This window comes from Roseateles sp. L2-2, from assembly GCF_050613215.1.
GTDB classification, from domain to species: Bacteria; Pseudomonadota; Gammaproteobacteria; order Burkholderiales; family Burkholderiaceae_C; genus Roseateles; species Roseateles noduli.
Genome location: NZ_CP192509.1, coordinates 3,089,393 through 3,104,557, shown reverse-complemented (window position 1 = coordinate 3,104,557; position 15,165 = coordinate 3,089,393). Strand labels below are relative to the sequence as shown.

At 68.1% G+C, this 15,165-nt stretch carries 18 protein-coding genes; 14 read left to right on the top strand and 4 right to left on the bottom strand.

Going from position 1 to position 15,165, the window contains the following annotated elements; genetic code table 11:
- Nucleotides 1–28 precede the first annotated feature (28 nt).
- Together ACQZ13_RS13940 and ACQZ13_RS13935 are read left to right on the top strand one after the other, a co-directional pair.
- The gene (locus ACQZ13_RS13940; RefSeq protein WP_431052840.1) at nt 29–307 is read left to right on the top strand and encodes a hypothetical protein; all 279 of its coding nucleotides are present in this window, start codon (nt 29–31) and stop codon (nt 305–307) included.
- A gap of 17 nt (nt 308–324) precedes the next feature.
- A complete protein-coding gene (locus ACQZ13_RS13935; RefSeq protein ID WP_431052838.1) occupies nt 325–501 on the top strand; it encodes a hypothetical protein in 177 nt (58 codons plus the stop codon).
- Nucleotides 502–699: 198 nt separating this feature from the next.
- On the opposite strand, the gene ACQZ13_RS13930 is transcribed toward ACQZ13_RS13935, so the two are convergent.
- On the bottom strand, nt 700–942 hold the full coding sequence (locus ACQZ13_RS13930) for a DUF2061 domain-containing protein (protein WP_431052836.1): 243 nt from the start codon (nt 940–942) through the stop codon (nt 700–702).
- A 145-nt stretch (nt 943–1,087) separates the two neighbouring features.
- Nucleotides 1,088–1,615, bottom strand: a complete 528-nt coding sequence (locus ACQZ13_RS13925; protein ID WP_431052834.1) for a thermonuclease family protein — start codon at nt 1,613–1,615, stop codon at nt 1,088–1,090.
- A 259-nt stretch (nt 1,616–1,874) separates the two neighbouring features.
- On the opposite strand from ACQZ13_RS13925, the gene ACQZ13_RS13920 reads away from it, so the two are divergent.
- From ACQZ13_RS13920 to ACQZ13_RS13880, 9 genes are all read left to right on the top strand, one after another.
- Nucleotides 1,875–2,279, top strand: a complete 405-nt coding sequence (locus ACQZ13_RS13920; RefSeq protein ID WP_431052832.1) for a response regulator — start codon at nt 1,875–1,877, stop codon at nt 2,277–2,279.
- Between the two features lie 112 nt (nt 2,280–2,391).
- On the top strand, nt 2,392–3,141 hold the full coding sequence (locus tag ACQZ13_RS13915) for a sugar nucleotide-binding protein (RefSeq protein ID WP_431052830.1): 750 nt from the start codon (nt 2,392–2,394) through the stop codon (nt 3,139–3,141).
- A 160-nt stretch (nt 3,142–3,301) separates the two neighbouring features.
- Nucleotides 3,302–4,651, top strand: coding sequence for a glutathione-disulfide reductase (gene gorA / locus ACQZ13_RS13910; RefSeq protein WP_431052828.1), 1,350 nt, complete (start codon nt 3,302–3,304; stop codon nt 4,649–4,651).
- A 104-nt stretch (nt 4,652–4,755) separates the two neighbouring features.
- Nucleotides 4,756–5,307, top strand: a complete 552-nt coding sequence (locus tag ACQZ13_RS13905; RefSeq protein ID WP_431052826.1) for a tetratricopeptide repeat protein — start codon at nt 4,756–4,758, stop codon at nt 5,305–5,307.
- A 196-nt stretch (nt 5,308–5,503) separates the two neighbouring features.
- The gene (locus ACQZ13_RS13900) at nt 5,504–7,114 is read left to right on the top strand and encodes a cbb3-type cytochrome c oxidase subunit I (protein WP_431052824.1); all 1,611 of its coding nucleotides are present in this window, start codon (nt 5,504–5,506) and stop codon (nt 7,112–7,114) included.
- Nucleotides 7,115–7,126: 12 nt separating this feature from the next.
- Complete coding sequence (locus tag ACQZ13_RS13895) at nt 7,127–7,762, top strand: cbb3-type cytochrome c oxidase subunit II (protein ID WP_431052822.1); 636 nt, start codon at nt 7,127–7,129, stop codon at nt 7,760–7,762.
- 13 nt (nt 7,763–7,775) lie between these two features.
- Nucleotides 7,776–8,372: a c-type cytochrome gene (locus ACQZ13_RS13890; protein ID WP_431052820.1), complete on the top strand. Its 597-nt coding sequence runs from the start codon at nt 7,776–7,778 to the stop codon at nt 8,370–8,372.
- Nucleotides 8,373–8,381: 9 nt separating this feature from the next.
- A complete protein-coding gene (locus ACQZ13_RS13885; protein ID WP_431052818.1) occupies nt 8,382–9,143 on the top strand; it encodes an SCO family protein in 762 nt (253 codons plus the stop codon).
- On the top strand, nt 9,140–9,727 hold the full coding sequence (locus tag ACQZ13_RS13880; protein ID WP_431052816.1) for a hypothetical protein: 588 nt from the start codon (nt 9,140–9,142) through the stop codon (nt 9,725–9,727). Before ACQZ13_RS13885 ends, ACQZ13_RS13880 begins: the two co-directional genes overlap by 4 nt.
- A 281-nt stretch (nt 9,728–10,008) precedes the next feature.
- Here the strand turns inward: ACQZ13_RS13880 and ppk2 are convergent, their stop codons facing one another.
- Nucleotides 10,009–10,932 (bottom strand): polyphosphate kinase 2, encoded by a 924-nt coding sequence (gene ppk2, locus ACQZ13_RS13875; RefSeq protein ID WP_431052814.1) that lies wholly within the window; start codon nt 10,930–10,932, stop codon nt 10,009–10,011.
- Between the two features lie 228 nt (nt 10,933–11,160).
- On the opposite strand from ppk2, the gene ACQZ13_RS13870 reads away from it, so the two are divergent.
- Genes ACQZ13_RS13870 through ACQZ13_RS13860 form a run of 3 tightly spaced genes read left to right on the top strand, consistent with a single transcriptional unit; the run spans nt 11,161 to nt 14,411 of the window.
- Nucleotides 11,161–11,631 carry a (2Fe-2S)-binding protein gene (locus ACQZ13_RS13870; RefSeq protein ID WP_431052812.1) on the top strand — a complete coding sequence of 157 codons (471 nt, stop codon included), beginning with the start codon at nt 11,161–11,163 and terminating at the stop codon, nt 11,629–11,631.
- A 3-nt stretch (nt 11,632–11,634) separates the two neighbouring features.
- Nucleotides 11,635–13,794: a molybdopterin cofactor-binding domain-containing protein gene (locus ACQZ13_RS13865; RefSeq protein ID WP_431052810.1), complete on the top strand. Its 2,160-nt coding sequence runs from the start codon at nt 11,635–11,637 to the stop codon at nt 13,792–13,794.
- Entirely contained in the window at nt 13,791–14,411 is a 621-nt protein-coding gene (locus ACQZ13_RS13860; RefSeq protein ID WP_431052808.1) for an Isoquinoline 1-oxidoreductase subunit, read from the top strand. The genes ACQZ13_RS13865 and ACQZ13_RS13860 overlap by 4 nt, the downstream gene beginning before the upstream one ends.
- Here ACQZ13_RS13860 and ACQZ13_RS13855 read toward each other — a convergent pair.
- Nucleotides 14,351–15,061, bottom strand: a complete 711-nt coding sequence (locus ACQZ13_RS13855) for a LuxR C-terminal-related transcriptional regulator (RefSeq protein WP_431052806.1) — start codon at nt 15,059–15,061, stop codon at nt 14,351–14,353. The genes ACQZ13_RS13860 and ACQZ13_RS13855 overlap by 61 nt on opposite strands.
- Nucleotides 15,062–15,165: the final 104 nt, after the last annotated feature.

The following is a 15,165-nucleotide window of genomic DNA, read 5'->3' as shown; positions in this document are numbered from 1 at the left end:
GGCAGTTTTCCAAGCGCGGAGTAATCACATGCAGATCGAATTTGCGCACCTTCGCGAGCAAGCTCGCGGCGGAGGCTGGATCAATTTTGCAGTCTTCGGCGCTCGCTCCGGGTCTGGGACTCGCGACGACAACGCACGTTTACTGGCCCAGTTGACGGCCAGGGCGAGGGCCGCCAACCTCCGCGTCGACCAATCCGCCCTCGCCTTCACCTCCGGTGGCCGAACCCAGTTTTTTGGCGATCCGAACTTGGTGGATTACCTGTCCAAATCTGGACTACCGCGCTGGACTCATTCCCTGAACGCCTGACTGACAGGAGCCTTGACATGGCCAAAAACGATCCCGTTGGTGATAACGCTCGACGCGGCGCGGTCCGCGATCGCTCGCAGGTCTACAACCCAAAGAATGAAACTTGGACCAAGCGCGACTCTGACTCCGGAAGGTTCATGGACCAGAAGAAGGATGGAGAGCCATTCAAGGGCGTACGCAAAGAGCCCAAGTAGGAGTTCAGTCCCCGCTGCGCAGCTCTCGTTGGAGCGAGATCGGCCGCGCCGCCGCGCACTGCAGTTGAGCTATGCCGTCAACGCTCAGTTCAACCTCAGATTCGCGGTGGCGTGGCCCTCGATGTCGCCCATGCTGCGCAGCAGCCACTTGCTGTCGCTGCTGTAGTCCTTCTGGTCTCTTACCAAGCAGCGCGCCCTTCAACCGACTTCAACCTTTGCCATCGCGGCCGCTCGCTCCTGCGCCTTCTCCCGCCTCGCCGCCCACCACGCCTTGATCGACGGATGCCCCCAATACTTGTCAAAGAAGTAGTGAAGGACAGTGTTCACCAGCGGCTCGATGAACGTCACCAGGCCCGCGATGGCGATACTCCCGGTGAGCAGGTAGGTCACCGTGAAGGAGGTACCAAGGTGGAGCACCCCGAACGCTGCCGTCTTCGCCATTCCGCCACCCCTTCCAAGCTGATCTGATGTTGCTCGGAATGGTACGGAGCGTCGATACGTCCGCCCAATCGCCATTGCTCATCGCGGGGATAGGTACTGACGGGACAAATCCTGGCACCTCGACGCCCTTGAGCTCAGCGCCCGATCACTTCTTGGTCCGTCTGAACTCCCACGGCGGCGTCGGCGCCGCTTCGCTCCACAGTCCGCGTCTCGCGCGCCGGGCATCGACCTCCTCGTCGGAGTACAGACTGCGCTGCGCGGCCTCCTGCTCTCTCGCGTACGCCTTGTAGTGCCACGCCAGGCCCGCTCTCAACTGCGCTTGACCCACATCCACCGACCTCACACGAACCACCCCGAGGATGCGGCCGTAGCGGTCTCTCTTCTTCCAGTCCACGACCACCTCCTGCCGGAACACCAGCTCCGAGAGGTGCTGCCGCGATCGCTCCCCGAAGGCTTGGCGCTTCTCCGGCGCATCGATGCCGACCAGCCGCACGCGATGCTGATGGCGCTCGTTGTCAAGCACGGTCAGCGTGTCGCCGTCGGCGAGGCCGACGACTTCGCCGCGCAGCGTTTCTGCGCCGGCGGTACCGAGCAGGCCGCACAGGAAGCCGGCAATCAGCCATGCGCGGCGCGAAGAGAACAGGGAGGGACGTCTACCGGATGAAACGGACATGAACTTCTGCGGATGGCAACGGGCCCCGGTTTGTAAGTCATTTCCCGACAGCCGTTTGATGGATCCGCCGACAGACTGACAAATGATAAAAATGCAAAATTCATTTCACGTTGTTGCCGCGATCAGCGGTGTCAACGTCCCCGCTTTTCCTCCCTGAGCGGGGTCGGCTTCAAGTCGATTACGCCCGGTCGCGCAAGCGGTCCGGGCTACTTTTTTTGCTTGCACGGTTGGGGAGATCGGCGACCGTCCACCGAGAAAAATGCGAATTCTGCTAATCGACGCTTCGTCCTCTTTCCGCCGGCGACTCCACGATCGCCTGACCCGCGTGCCCGGTGCGGCGATCGTGGGCGAGGCGGAGCATGAGGATCAAGCCGTCATGGCCGCCGGCCTGTGCAGGCCGGACGTCATCCTCACCGACCTGACCCTGTCCAAGGGCACCGGGTTCTCGGCGGTCGAACGGCTCCGGGCCAGCGGGTTCCAGGGCACGGCCTACGCCGTCACCTGCGAGGACGAAAGCGTGTTCGGCCCGCTCTGCATCACTGCGGGCATCGACGGCTATTACGACAAGATCCACGACCTGGACCGCCTCGTGCAGGCGCTGGTCGTGATCGCGGACGCCCCGACCCCGCCTACCCGGTCGACCCTCAAGATCGCCGAACTCTGAGTTCAGCGCACTGAAGGAATGCCGGGTTGCGGCCGATGGCGGCCAGCCGCACGCGACGCTCACGACGCGTGGCAGAGTCGAGGCTGTCAACAGCCAACGATCGTCACCGCGCATGAAGCTCCTCATCACCGGACTGAACGGCACCGTGGCCCCTTGGGTCGGCCGTGAAGCGCAAACGCGAGGCTGGGAGGTCGTGGGCTGGGACCGCAACGCCGTGGACCCTGCCAACGAGGCCGCCGCCCTCGCCTTCCTGCGCGTCGAAGCGCCGGATGCCATCATCCATCTGGCGATGGGCTCAGAGCACTGGGCCGGTCAGCTTGCCGGCTTCGCGAGGCTGCACGGTGCACCGATGGTCTTCGTGAGCACCGCGATGGTCTTCGACGCTTCGCCGGACGGACCTCATCGGCCCGGCGACCCGCGGACCGCCAAGGACGACTACGGGCGCTACAAGATCCGATGCGAGGACGCAGTGCTGACGCTCAATCCGTCGGCCACCGTGGCCCGCATCGGTTGGCAGATCGCGCCGGACGCCGTCGGCAACAACATGCTCCGCCACCTGGATGAGCAGCACGCCCGCGACGGTCGCATCCGCGCGAGTTCAGCCTGGCGCCCGGCGTGCTCGTTCATGTCCGACACCGCGGCGGCGCTCTGCGACCTCGTGCAGGAAGGCACCGGCGGTCCCGTCCATCTCGATAGCAACGCCCTGGATGCGCTGACCTTCGACCAGCTGGTTCAGAAGCTGGCGACGAAGTTCGAGCGCGATTGGGTGGTCGAAGTGACGCAGGACTACGTGCACGATCAGCGGCTCGTGAACGAGAGCGGCGGCTCGATGCTGCCGCCGCTGAGCATGCATTGGGGATGAGGCCGGTCACGCGCCCGTGACCGCTCTGCTGCCCCAGCACACGCATTGTTCCTCCGCAGACAACTCCCTGTTCCCCCGCCCCTCGTTGATTGCCTCCTCTCACATCGTTACGCTCTCGTATCGATAGGAGGGCCAGGAATTGCGTCCTGGCCATTGACGTATGCAGCAGTTCGACTTTGATCTCTTCGTGATCGGCGCGGGTTCCGGCGGCACGCGTGCCGCGCGGGTCGCCGCACAGCATGGCGCACGCGTGGGCATCGCCGAAGGCGCCAACTTCGGCGGCACCTGCGTGAACCGCGGTTGCGTGCCCAAGAAGCTGATGGTCTACGCCAGCCGCATCCCCGATGCGATCAAGTCCGGCAAGGCCTTCGGATGGGACGCGCCCGCCGCCAGCTTCGACTGGCACGCGCTGATCAACCACAAGGACACCGAGATCGACCGCCTGGAGAGCGTCTACGAGCGCAACCTCCACGGTGCGGGTGTGCAGACCTTTTCTGAACACGCCACGCTGCTCGACGCCAACACCGTGCGCCTGCGCGACAGCGGCCAGGTCGTGACGGCGGAGCGCATCCTCATCGCCACCGGCGCCGCGCCGGCCCGCCCGGATTTCCCCGGCGTCGAACTGGCGATCACGTCCGACGAGCTCTTCCATCTGCCCGAGCAGCCGAAGCGTCTCCTGATCGTCGGCGGCGGCTACATCGCGGTCGAGTTCGCCGGCGTCTTCGCGGGCCTGGGCAGCCGGGTGACGCAGCTCGTGCGCGGCCCGGCGCTGCTGCGCGGCTTCGACGACGAGATCGCCGAGACGCTGCGGGAGCATCTGTCCCTGCGCGGCGTCGACCTGGTCTTCGATGACCGCATCGAACACCTTCAGCGCGACGGCGCGTCCCTGCGCGTCACCACGACCGGCGGACGATCCTTCGAGGTGGACACCGTCCTGCTCAGCACCGGCCGTCGCCCCAACATCGAGGCTCTCGGGCTTGAAGCCGCCGGCGTCGAGATCAACGACAAGGGCGCCATCGTGGTCGGCGCCGGTGGCCGCACGAACGTCGCATCCATCTTCGCCATCGGCGACGTGACCGATCGTCTGAACCTGACGCCGGTGGCCATCCGCGAGGGCCAGGCGTTCTCGGACCGCCACTACGGCGGCATCGAGTCGCCGGAGATCGACTACGCGCTGGTCCCGACCGCCGTCTTCACGACGCCCGAGATCGGCGTCGTGGGCATGACCGAGGCGCAGGCGCGCGAGCACTACCCTCGCCTGCGCGTGAGGAAGACCAAGTTCCGCTCGATGGCGCAGGCCTTTGCAGGCTCGCGCGACCAGGTCTTCTTCAAGGTGCTCGTCGATGAGGCGACGGACCGCGTGGTCGGCGTGCACCTGCTCGGAGAAGGCGTCGCGGAGATGATCCAGTTCATCGCCGTGGCCCTGAAGGCGAATGCGACCTGGCAGGACTTCCGAAGCACGGTCGCCTTGCATCCGACCATCGCGGAGGAACTGGTCACGCTGCGCTGACTCTTCCTCTTGTCCTACACGCACTCCCACCGCTCTCCGGCAGAGGCAAGTCCCGACCCCCGGCACCATTCACGGCAATCCACCCGAGACATCCGAGAGCCGCCATGACGACCAACCCGCCGATTTCCGCCGCCGACATCCTCCTCCGCATCGCTTCCGCGCGCCCCGCCCTGCGCGTGGAGGACGTCGAGATGCACAGCTCGGCGCGCGGCCTGAGCAACGCGGCGCTGGACGCGCTGGTGGAACTCGCCGCCCTGACCGAGACCACGGACGAAGTCGCCGCCGAAGCCGGCTACCGCCAGGCCATCGCCAACGATCCCTGCCACATCGAGGCCTTCTCGCAGCTGACCTCGCTGCTCAGCCGCCAGGGTCGCCATGACGACGCGCTGGAGATGATCGACCAGGCCGTCGGCTGGTGCAGCGACATCGCCTCGCTGTACTTCTTCGCCGGCAAGGTGCAGGAAAGCGCCGGCCGCGTCCCGCAGGCCATCGCCGCCTTCGAGCAGGCACTCGACCTGAACCCGGCCCTGGCCGAAGCGCATTACCGCCTGGGCTCGCTGTGCGAGCAGCTCGGCGAGCCGCGCGCCTCCGCCGCCCACTTCCGCGTCTACCGCCGCCTCGTGGACGAGAACCAGTCCAATCAGCGCCTGAGCTGATCCGGCCCGACCGGATTCGCGTAATCCCTCCTTCCGATCGCGCACCGCCGGTCCATCATCCGGCGGTCGACGAGGACTGCGGCGAGCCTGACGCTCGCCGCGCCGCGTGGTGCCGCCGGATCGAGATCCAGAGCCGTTAGACGCCCGACCGAGCCCCGCCACGTTCCTCGTGCTCCCGCACTCGAGGAGGGGTTCCGTGAACACCATCGCCATCCTGATGTCGGCGTTCGTGCTGTCCGTCGTCGCGCTGATGATCTTCATCTGGACGCAACGGCGCGGCATCCTGCACGGCGACCCGAAAGCCGCCGAAGTCATCTTCGCCGCCGGTGAAGTCGGCACCGTCGAAGATCCCGCCGCCTCCGGCCGACGCGCGCAAGCACTGCAAGGCACCAGCCCGCCGCAGGGCGTGCCCGACGCCCGCGAGCTCGCCGAGCGCGCCCGCGCCGACGCCTCCTCCGGCCCGCTGGTGTTCTTCTTCCTCTGCTGCGCCTTCGTCTGGCTGCTGGTCGCTTCCGCCGCCGGACTCACCGCCTCCATCAAGCTCCACGAGCCCGACTGGCTGGTGCAGTACCCCTGGCTCACCTTCGGCCGCATCCGCACCATCCACCTCAACGCCGTCGCCTACGGCTGGGCGCCGATGGCGGGACTGGGCATCGCGCTGTTCGTGATCCCGCGGCTGCTCAAGACCGAGCTGGTCGGCGCGCGTTACGCCTTCCTCGGCGCGGCGCTCTGGAACGCCGCGCTCATCGCCGGTCTCGGCGCGATCGCCGCCGGCTTCAGCGACGGCCTCGAATGGCTGGAGATCCCCTGGCAGATCGACATCCTCTTCGTCCTCGGCGGCTCGCTGGTCGGCGTGCCGCTGGTGCTGACGCTGCTCAACCGCCAGGTCCACCACCTCTACGTCTCGGTCTGGTACATGGGATGCGCGCTGTTCTGGTTCCCGGTGCTGTTCTTCGTCGCCAACGTGCCCGGCCTGCACAAGGGCGTGCAGCAGGCCGCCATGAACTGGTGGTTCGGCCACAACGTGCTGGGCCTGTTCTACACGCCGCTGGCGCTCGCCTCGATCTACTACTTCCTGCCCAAGATCGTGGGCCGGCCGATGCAGAGCTACAACCTCTCGCTGTTGGGCTTCTGGGGCCTGGCCTTCTTCTACGGCCAGGTCGGCGGCCATCACCTGATCGGCGGCCCGGTGCCGGGCTGGCTCATCACGCTGTCCATCGTCCAGTCCTTCATGATGGTGATCCCCGTGCTGGCCTTCAGCGTCAACATGCATGGGACCTTGAAGGGACGGCTCGCCGCGATCAGGCATTCGCCGACGCTGCGCTTCATCGCCTTCGGCGGGCTGATGTACTTCGCCAGCTCGGTGCAGGGATCCTTCGAGGCGCTGCGCAGCGTCAACGCCGTCGCGCACTTCACGCACTACACCGTCGGCCATGCGCACCTCGGGCTCTACGGCTTCGTCACCATGGTGTTCTTCGGCGCGATCTACTTCGTCGTCCCGCGCGTGACGACGCGCGAGTGGCCCTCGCCCTGGCTCATCGGAGCGCACTTCTGGCTCGCCGCCGTCGGCATCACGCTCTACTTCCTCAGCACCAGCATCGGCGGCTGGGAACAGGGCAAGGCGATGCTCGACGCGTCCCGCCCCTTCATGGAATCGGTGACGCTGACGATCCCCTACCTCAAGCTGCGCAGCATCGGCGGCGGGCTGATGGCGCTGGGGCACGTGGTCTTCGCGGTGCACTTCGCGATGCTGCTCGCCGGCAAGTCGGCCGGGCAGGATCGACCGACGCTGTTGCGCGCCATCTGAGCGGAGCCGCCCATGTACAACGAAACCAAGTTGCTGGCCGGCGGGATGGTGATGCTGGGCGTGGCGACCAGCGCCCTCGTGGTCGTGCCCTACCTGACGGTGCGCGACCTGCCGCCGCCGGCGGAGCTCAAGCCCTACACCTCGGCCGAGCTGCGGGGCCGCCAGCAGTACATCGCCAACGGCTGCGTGTACTGCCACTCGCAGCAGCCGCGCGCCAAGGCCTTCGCGCCGGACACGGAGCGCGGGTGGGGTCGGCCCAGCGTCGCGGCGGACTACGCCTACGACACGCCGCATCTGCTCGGCACGATGCGCACGGGGCCGGACCTCTTCAACATCGGCGCACGACAACCCAGCGACCAGTGGCATCTCGGCCATCTGTTCCAGCCGCGGGCGTATGTGCAGGGCAGCATCATGCCGTCCTACCCCTACCTGTTCGAGCTCAAGGCCAAGGCCGATCCCGGCGATGTCGAGGTGGTCCTGCCGCCGGGCTACTCGCACGGCAAGACCGTCGTGGCGACGAAGGAGGCGCTGGATCTCGTCGCCTACCTCAAGAGTCTGAATCACACCTACGCCATCGTCGAGCTGCCGCCGGAAACGTCCGCGACGTCCGCGACGTCCGCGACGGCAGCCTCGGGCGCGGCGCGCTGAAACGGGAGGACCCATGGCCGACCTCGACGTCTCCGCGCAGCAGAAGCGCGAACTCCCCGATCCCACCGAGCGGGTCACGCCGGTGCCCTGGTTCGTCCTCGCGACCACGATCGCGCTGATGGCGCTGGGCGTCGTCTACATCGCGTTCGCGGACATCAACACGCCGGCCGCCTGGGGCGACGGCCGGCAGGAGTCGGAACTGGCCGGGCCGGCGAAGAGTGCCGCCGGCGCGAAGGTCGACGGCGCGGCGTTGTTCGCTTCGCTGTGCGTGGCGTGCCACCAGGCGTCGGGGATGGGCCTGCCCGGCGTGTTTCCGCCGCTGGCGGGCTCGGAATGGGTGGCGGGGAAGGACACGACCGCGGCGGCCATCCTGCTGCATGGCGTGACCGGCCCGGTGAAGGTCAAGGGCACGACCTACAACGGCGCGATGCCCGCTTTCAAGGACCAGTTGAACGACGCGCAGATCGCGGCGGTGCTGTCGCATATCCGATCGCAATGGGGCAACACCGGCGCTGCCGTGACTGCGGAGACGGTCGCCAAGGTCCGCGAGGACACGAAGGACCGCACCGCGCCCTTCGCCGGCGACAAGGACCTGCCGTCGCACGAGTGAGGCGCGGGCATGAGCGATTCCGCCGCAGCGCCGACTCCGATCCAGAACGCAACGACGCGCCTGGCGCCGACGCTCGCGGTCTGCGCGGCCGTCCTCGCGATGGCCGCAGGATCGATCGGACATCTGACGCGCGGATTCGAGCTCTGGACCTTCGAGGACATCCGGCGGGATGAGGTGCGTCGCGGTGAGCTGCGCGCGGTGCCGACATCGTTGGTGAAGGCGGACGGCGCCGCGCTGAACGCATTCGGAGACGCGACGCCGGGTGATTCGGCGGCTCGTCCGGCCGTCTATGTCGTGGACTTCATCTACACGAACTGCACGTCGGTCTGCCAGACGCTCGGCGCCGAGTTCTACCGGATGCAGGAAGCGCTTCGTCGCGAAGGCCGCAACGATGTCCGGCTGCTCTCCATCAGCATCGATCCGCAGCGCGACACCGTGCCCGCACTGCGGGCCTACGCGGCACTCCATCGTGCCGACGGGGAACGGTGGACCATCAGCGCGCCGGTGCAGATGGCCGCGCTGCACGAGCTGACCGGAGCCTTGGGCGTCATCGCGATTACCGATGGACTCGGCGGCTACGTCCACAACGGCGCCATCCATGTGATCGACAGTTCCGGCATCGTCCTCGGCATCCACGATTACGAGCAGTGGGAATCCGCACTGCGGCAGGCGAGAGGCCTCTGGCCCTCACCCCTCCCTCTCCCGCAAGCGGGAGAGGGCGAACGGGCGAGCGCTGCACAGGTCGCGCGCAGCGTCGAAGTCCCGCGATGAGTTGGCTCCTCATTGCATCGCCGCTGATCTGGCTGATCAGTCCGCTCCGTCATGCGGTCGAGGCGAGCATGTTCACGCACATGGTCGTGCAGTTGCCTTTGCTTCTTCTCGCCGGGCTCTGCGCCGGCCGTCGGCTGTCCGGTCCGACGAGCGCGCGCGTCGCCATGGTCGATGCCTTCGGACTGACCTCCGTGCTGCTCGTGATCGCGTCGTCTTTCGCGTGGATGATTCCAGCCGCGCTTGACCTCGCACTGCTGTCACCGTCCATCGACCTGCTCAAGCACGTCTCGCTCTGGGCCGCCGGGTTCCTGCTCGGAACGGCGAGGCGCCGGCTCACGCTCGGCATGGAGACCTTCCTGCTGGGCAACGTCGGCTGGATGCTCGCCACCGCCGGACTGCTCTACATGGACGCGACGACGCGACTCTGCGTCAACTACCTGTTCGACGAGCAACGCGCCGCGGGCATCGGGCTGATGGCGATGGGCGTGCTGCTCGGACTTCGGCTGATGGTGCGGTGGCATGGGGCGTCCGATGCGGTCATCCCCGCGCATACCGGCTCGGCGCCACACCCACCTCCCGGCTGAATGCGGTGCTGAAGGTGCTCGTCCCATGAGACATCATCAGGCCAGCTCGGTGCATTCTCACTCCCTCTCCTGCTTGCGGGAGAGGGTGGGGGTGAGGGCCAGAGGCCTTGGCAGTCAACGATCCGCCACGAAGGCAAGGGTCATGTCTTGCGTGGGGCTGCTGGCCCTCACCCCTGCCCTCTCCCGCAAGCGGGAGAGGGAGCAAGAGGGCTTCAGCACTTTCACCGCCGCAAGCGCTGAGTCTGCGACGGCCGTTTGGACGCGCGGCCGCGTGCCTGCCCTCAATACTTCGCCGGCACAAACATCGATTCCGGCACCGGATGGCGCTGGTAGTCCTCGTGCCGCTCGCGATCCGGCAGGCGGATCTCGGGACGCTCGACCTCGTGGTACGGGAACTGGTCCAGCAGATGCTGGATGCAGTTCAGCCGCGCGCGCTTCTTGTCGTCGGCCGCCACCACCCACCACGGCGCTTCCGGGATGTGCGTGCGGTCCAGCATCACTTCCTTGGCTCGCGTGTAGTCCTCCCAGCGGCGGCGCGACTCCAGGTCCATCGGCGACAGCTTCCACTGCTTGAGCGGATCGTGGATGCGGCCCAGGAAGCGCAGATGCTGTTCCTCGTCGCTGATCGAGAACCAGTACTTGATCAGCGTGATGCCGGAGCGCACCAACATGCGCTCGAACTCGGGCACCGAGCGGAAGAACTCCTCGACGTCGTCCTCGCCGCAGAAGCCCATCACGCGCTCGACGCCGGCGCGGTTGTACCAGCTGCGGTCGAAGAGCACGATCTCGCCGGCCGCCGGCAGGTGCGGCACGTAGCGCTGGAAGTACCACTGCGTGCGCTCGCGGTCGTTGGGCGCGGGCAGCGCCACCACGCGGCACACGCGCGGGTTGAGCCGCTGCGTGATGCGCTTGATCGCCCCGCCCTTGCCCGCGGCGTCGCGACCCTCGAAGAGGATCACCACCTTCTGCCGCGAGTGCTGCACCCAGTCCTGCAGCTTCACCAGCTCGCGCTGCAGGCGGAACAGGTGCTTGAAGTAGGCGATCCGCTCGCTGTGGGCCTCGGTCGAGTCGCTCTCATCGAGCGCGCGCAGCGCCTCGTCGACGTGGCGGTCCTCGATCTCCAGCTCCAGTTCCTCGTCGTAGCCGTCCTGCAGGTCGCGGCGGATGCGTTCGACGAGATCGTCGCGGTCGGATGCTGAGCTCATGGCGGCAGAGGCGGAATTTCAGAAGCTCCCATCATCCTCCCCCGAGGTGACGGCGACGTGACGAGGCCGGACCTCCTCCCGCAGCGCCCACCCGACATCCCCGACCCGCCTCCTCCCAAAGGATGAGTCCCCCCTCCCCGCCCGGGAGGAGCCGCCACGCATCCCCCGTGCTGACGACATCGCCCCGTCGCCGCCGGACAGTGGGTCCTCCACAGGAGGACTCCGCTCATGGCCTATCAACTCAAGATCAACGGCAAGACACAGACCGTCGACGTCGACGGCGACACCCCGCTGCTCTGGGTGCTGCGCGACGTCGTCGGCCTCACCGGCACCAAGTTCGGCTGCGGCATGGCGATGTGCGGCGCCTGCACCGTGCACGTAGCCGGCAACCCGGTCCGGTCCTGCTCCTTCCCGGTCGAGGCCGTCGGCAGGCAGTCCGTCACCACCATCGAGGCCGTCGGCCAGACGCCCGCCGGCAAGCGCATCCAGGCCGCCTGGGTCGCCAAGGACGTGCCGCAGTGCGGCTACTGCCAGTCCGGCCAGATCATGTCCGCCTGCGCGCTGCTCAAGCAGAATCCGCGCCCCTCCGAGGCCGACGTCGACGCCGCCATGTCCGGCAACCTGTGCCGCTGCGGCACCTACCCGCGCATCAAGTCGGCCATCCTGATGGCCGCCGCCGGCGCGACGGCCAAGGGGTGAGCCATGGAACGCCGCGATTTCCTCAAGATCGGCGCCGGCACCGGCGGTGCCTTCGTCGCCTCGTTCTGTCTGCCGCTGCCCGCGGGCGCGGCGAAAGCCGCCAAGTCCCCGACAGCCCCGGCAGCCGCCTCCTTCGAACCCAACGTCTACATCCGCATCGCGCCGTCCGGCAAGGTCACCTACGTGATCCCCTTCGTCGAGATGGGCCAGGGCTCCTTCACCGCGATCCCGATGATGCTGGCCGAGGAGATGGACATCCCCCTCTCCAGCGTCACCGTCGAGCAGGCCCCGGCCGATGAGAAGCGCTACGCCAACCCGATCTTCGGGATGCAGATCACCGGCGGCTCGGCGTCGATGATCGCGGCGTGGAAGGCCGTGCGCACCGCCGGCGCGACCTGCCGCGCGATGCTGGTCAACGCCGCCGCCGACACCTGGCAATGCAGCGCGCAGGAATGCGTCACCCGCGACGGCAAGGTCGTTCAGACCGCCACTGGCAAGCAGCTGACCTACGGCGCGCTCGCGACCAAGGCCGCCACGCTGGCCGTGCCCAAGGACGTGCCGCCCAAGGACCCGAAGGCCTACAAGCTGGTCGGCAACCCGACCAAGCGGCTGGACACGGTCAGCAAGACCAACGGCACGGCGCAGTTCGGCATCGACACGCGTCTGCCCGGCATGAAGGTCGCCGCGATCACGCACTGCCCCGTCGTCGGCGGCAAGGTGCGCCGCGTCGACGACCGCCAGGCGCTCGCCGTGCGCGGCGTGCGGCGGGTGCTGGTCGCCGACGACATCGTCGGCGTGGTCGCGGAGCACTACGGCGCCGCGCGCAAGGGCCTCGCCGCGCTGGTGATCGACTGGGACGAAGGCCCCAACGCCGGCTTCTCGACGACGGCCTGGAAGGCCTCGGTGCGCGACGCGCTCAAGCGCAAGGGCATCGTGTCCAAGCAGGAGGGCGACTTCGCCGCGGCCAAGGCCGCGCCGGGCGCGCGCCTGGTGGAGGTCGAGTACGACGCGCCGACCATGGTCCACGCGCCGCTGGAGCCGATGAACTGCACCCTGCACTTCCACGACGGCGCCTGCGACGTGTGGCTGGGCACGCAGGCCCCCGTGAAGGTGCAGCAGGCCGTCGCCGCCGTCAGCGGCGTGCCGGTCGAGAAGATCCAGGTCCACAACTTCCTGATCGGCGGCGGCTTCGGCCGCCGGCTCGACGCCGAATACGTCGGCCAGGCGGCCAAGCTCGCCAAGCAGGTCGACTTCCCGCTCAAGGTGGTCTACAGCCGCGAGGAGGACATCCGCCATGGCAGCTTCCGCCCGCTCTACTGCGACGAGATGGCCGCGACGCTGGACGCCGCCGGCAGGATCACGGCGTTCTCGCACCGCCTGTCGGGCTCGTCCATCGTGGCCCGCTACGCACCCCAATGGCTACAGCCCGGCGTCGCTGATCCGGATGCCGTCGAAGCGGCCGAGACGCCTTACGCGATCCCCGCGAAGATCGTCGAGTACGTCCCGGTGGAGCCGCCGCCCGGCTACATGACGGCCTTCTGGCGCGGCGTCGGCCCCAACCACAACGCCTGGGCCGTGGAAGGCTTCATGGACGAGCTCGCCGTCACGGCGAAGGCCGACCCGGTGGCCTTCCGGCTGGCCCATCTGAACGACAACCCGCGCCTGAAGGCGGTGCTGGAGACCGCCGCCGCGAAGTCCGGCTGGGGCACGCCGCTGCCGGCGCGCACCGGCCGCGGCGTGGCCGTGCTCAACGCCTGGGGCAGCCACATCGCGATGGTGATGGAGCTGAGCGTCACGCCCGACGGCGCGGTGATGCTGCGCCGCCTGACCACCGCGCTGGACTGCGGCATCGCGGTCAATCCGGACAGCGTCGTCGCGCAGATGGAAGGCGGTCACATCTTCGGCTTGACGGCGGTGATGCTGGGCAAGCTCACCATCGACAAGGGCCGCGTGGAACAGAGCAACTTCCACGACTTCCCGCTGATGCGCATCGACCAGACGCCGAAGATGGACATCCACCTGGTCCACAGCAGCGCGGAGCCCGGCGGTGTCGGCGAGATCGGCACCGCCATCGTCGCGCCGGCCTACATCAACGCGCTGTACGCCGCGACCGGCAAGCGCTTGCGCAGCTATCCCGTGACCCCCGAGGAGCTGAAGGCATGAACCACACGACCTCTCTCCTGGCGTTTTGCGCCGTCGCGGCCTTCACCGGGTCCGTCTTCGCGCAGGACGCGCGGCCCGCGTCCGTGGTGCCGCTGCGCACCGTGCAGAGCTTCGACGCGATCGCCGATCCGCAGGAGCGCTCGCGGGCGATCTTCACCGAGGCCGGCCGCGTCATCCAGAGCCCGCGCTGCGTGAACTGTCATCCCACCGGCGACCGGCCATTGCAGGGCCAGGGCGTGCAGACGCGGCTCCACATCCCCAACGTCACGCGCGGTGCGGACGGCAAGGGCGTGCCCGCGCTGCGCTGCGCCAGCTGCCACCAGGCGAAGAACAACGACGCCTCCGGCGTGCCGGGCCACGCGCAGTGGCACATCGCGCCGCGCGAGATGGCCTGGCAGAACCTGTCGCTCGGCGAGATCTGCGAGCAGATCAAGGATCCCGCGCGCAACGGCAAGCGCACGCTGGCGCAGATCCACGAGCACATGGCGCACGACACCCTCGTCGGCTGGGCGTGGATGCCCGGCGCGCACCGCGAGCCGGCGCCCGGCACCCAGGCTCAGTTCGGAGAACTCGTCGACGCCTGGATCAAGACCGGCGCCTTCTGTCCGGCGAAGTGAGGCGGTCGGGCGGTCAGCCCGCTGCGCGCGGCGATCGCGACCGCCTCGGTGCGCGCGCCCGCGCCGACCTTGCTGAGGATCGCCCTCACATGCGTCTTGACGGTCGCGTCCGTGATGCCCAGGCGCTGCGAGATGTCCTTGTTCGACGCGCCAGTGGACATCGCCACCAGCACGTCCATCTCGCGCTTGGTGAGCCGGTCCTGCGTCAGGCTGCGCGCGAGCTTGGGCGCGAGTTCCACGGACACGAACTGCACGCCGAGCATCACCGCGTCCACCGCTTCGACCAGCTGTTCGGGTCGGCATCGCTGCAGCAGGTAGCCGTGCACGCCCGCCTCCATCGCGGCGCGGACGTCCCACTCCCGGTCCATCGCGGTCAGGACCAGGATGCGTGGACATCGACCCGCCGCATGTGCGCCGTGGCGCCGCGCCGCCTGCCGGGCGGTCAGGGCCAGCGCCAGCGCGCTGGTGTAGTCGGCGATGAGCACGTCGCAGCGCTCGGGCGACTCGCCCGCCGCGATGCGCACCGCCTGCGACAGGCTGCAGATCGACGTCGCGAAGTCGTCGCGACCGCCCAGCACCGCCGCGCATCCCGCGCAGGTCAGGGCTTCCTCGTGGACGATCTGGATGAAGGTCGGTCCAAGATGGGACATGGTGGCGCACCTCGTTGTGCTCGCCGGGGGTGGCCCCCGGCGTTCGAGACTCCCGCCCCAATGTAGATCGACGACCACCGGTACCGCAACCAACCCGCGCACCG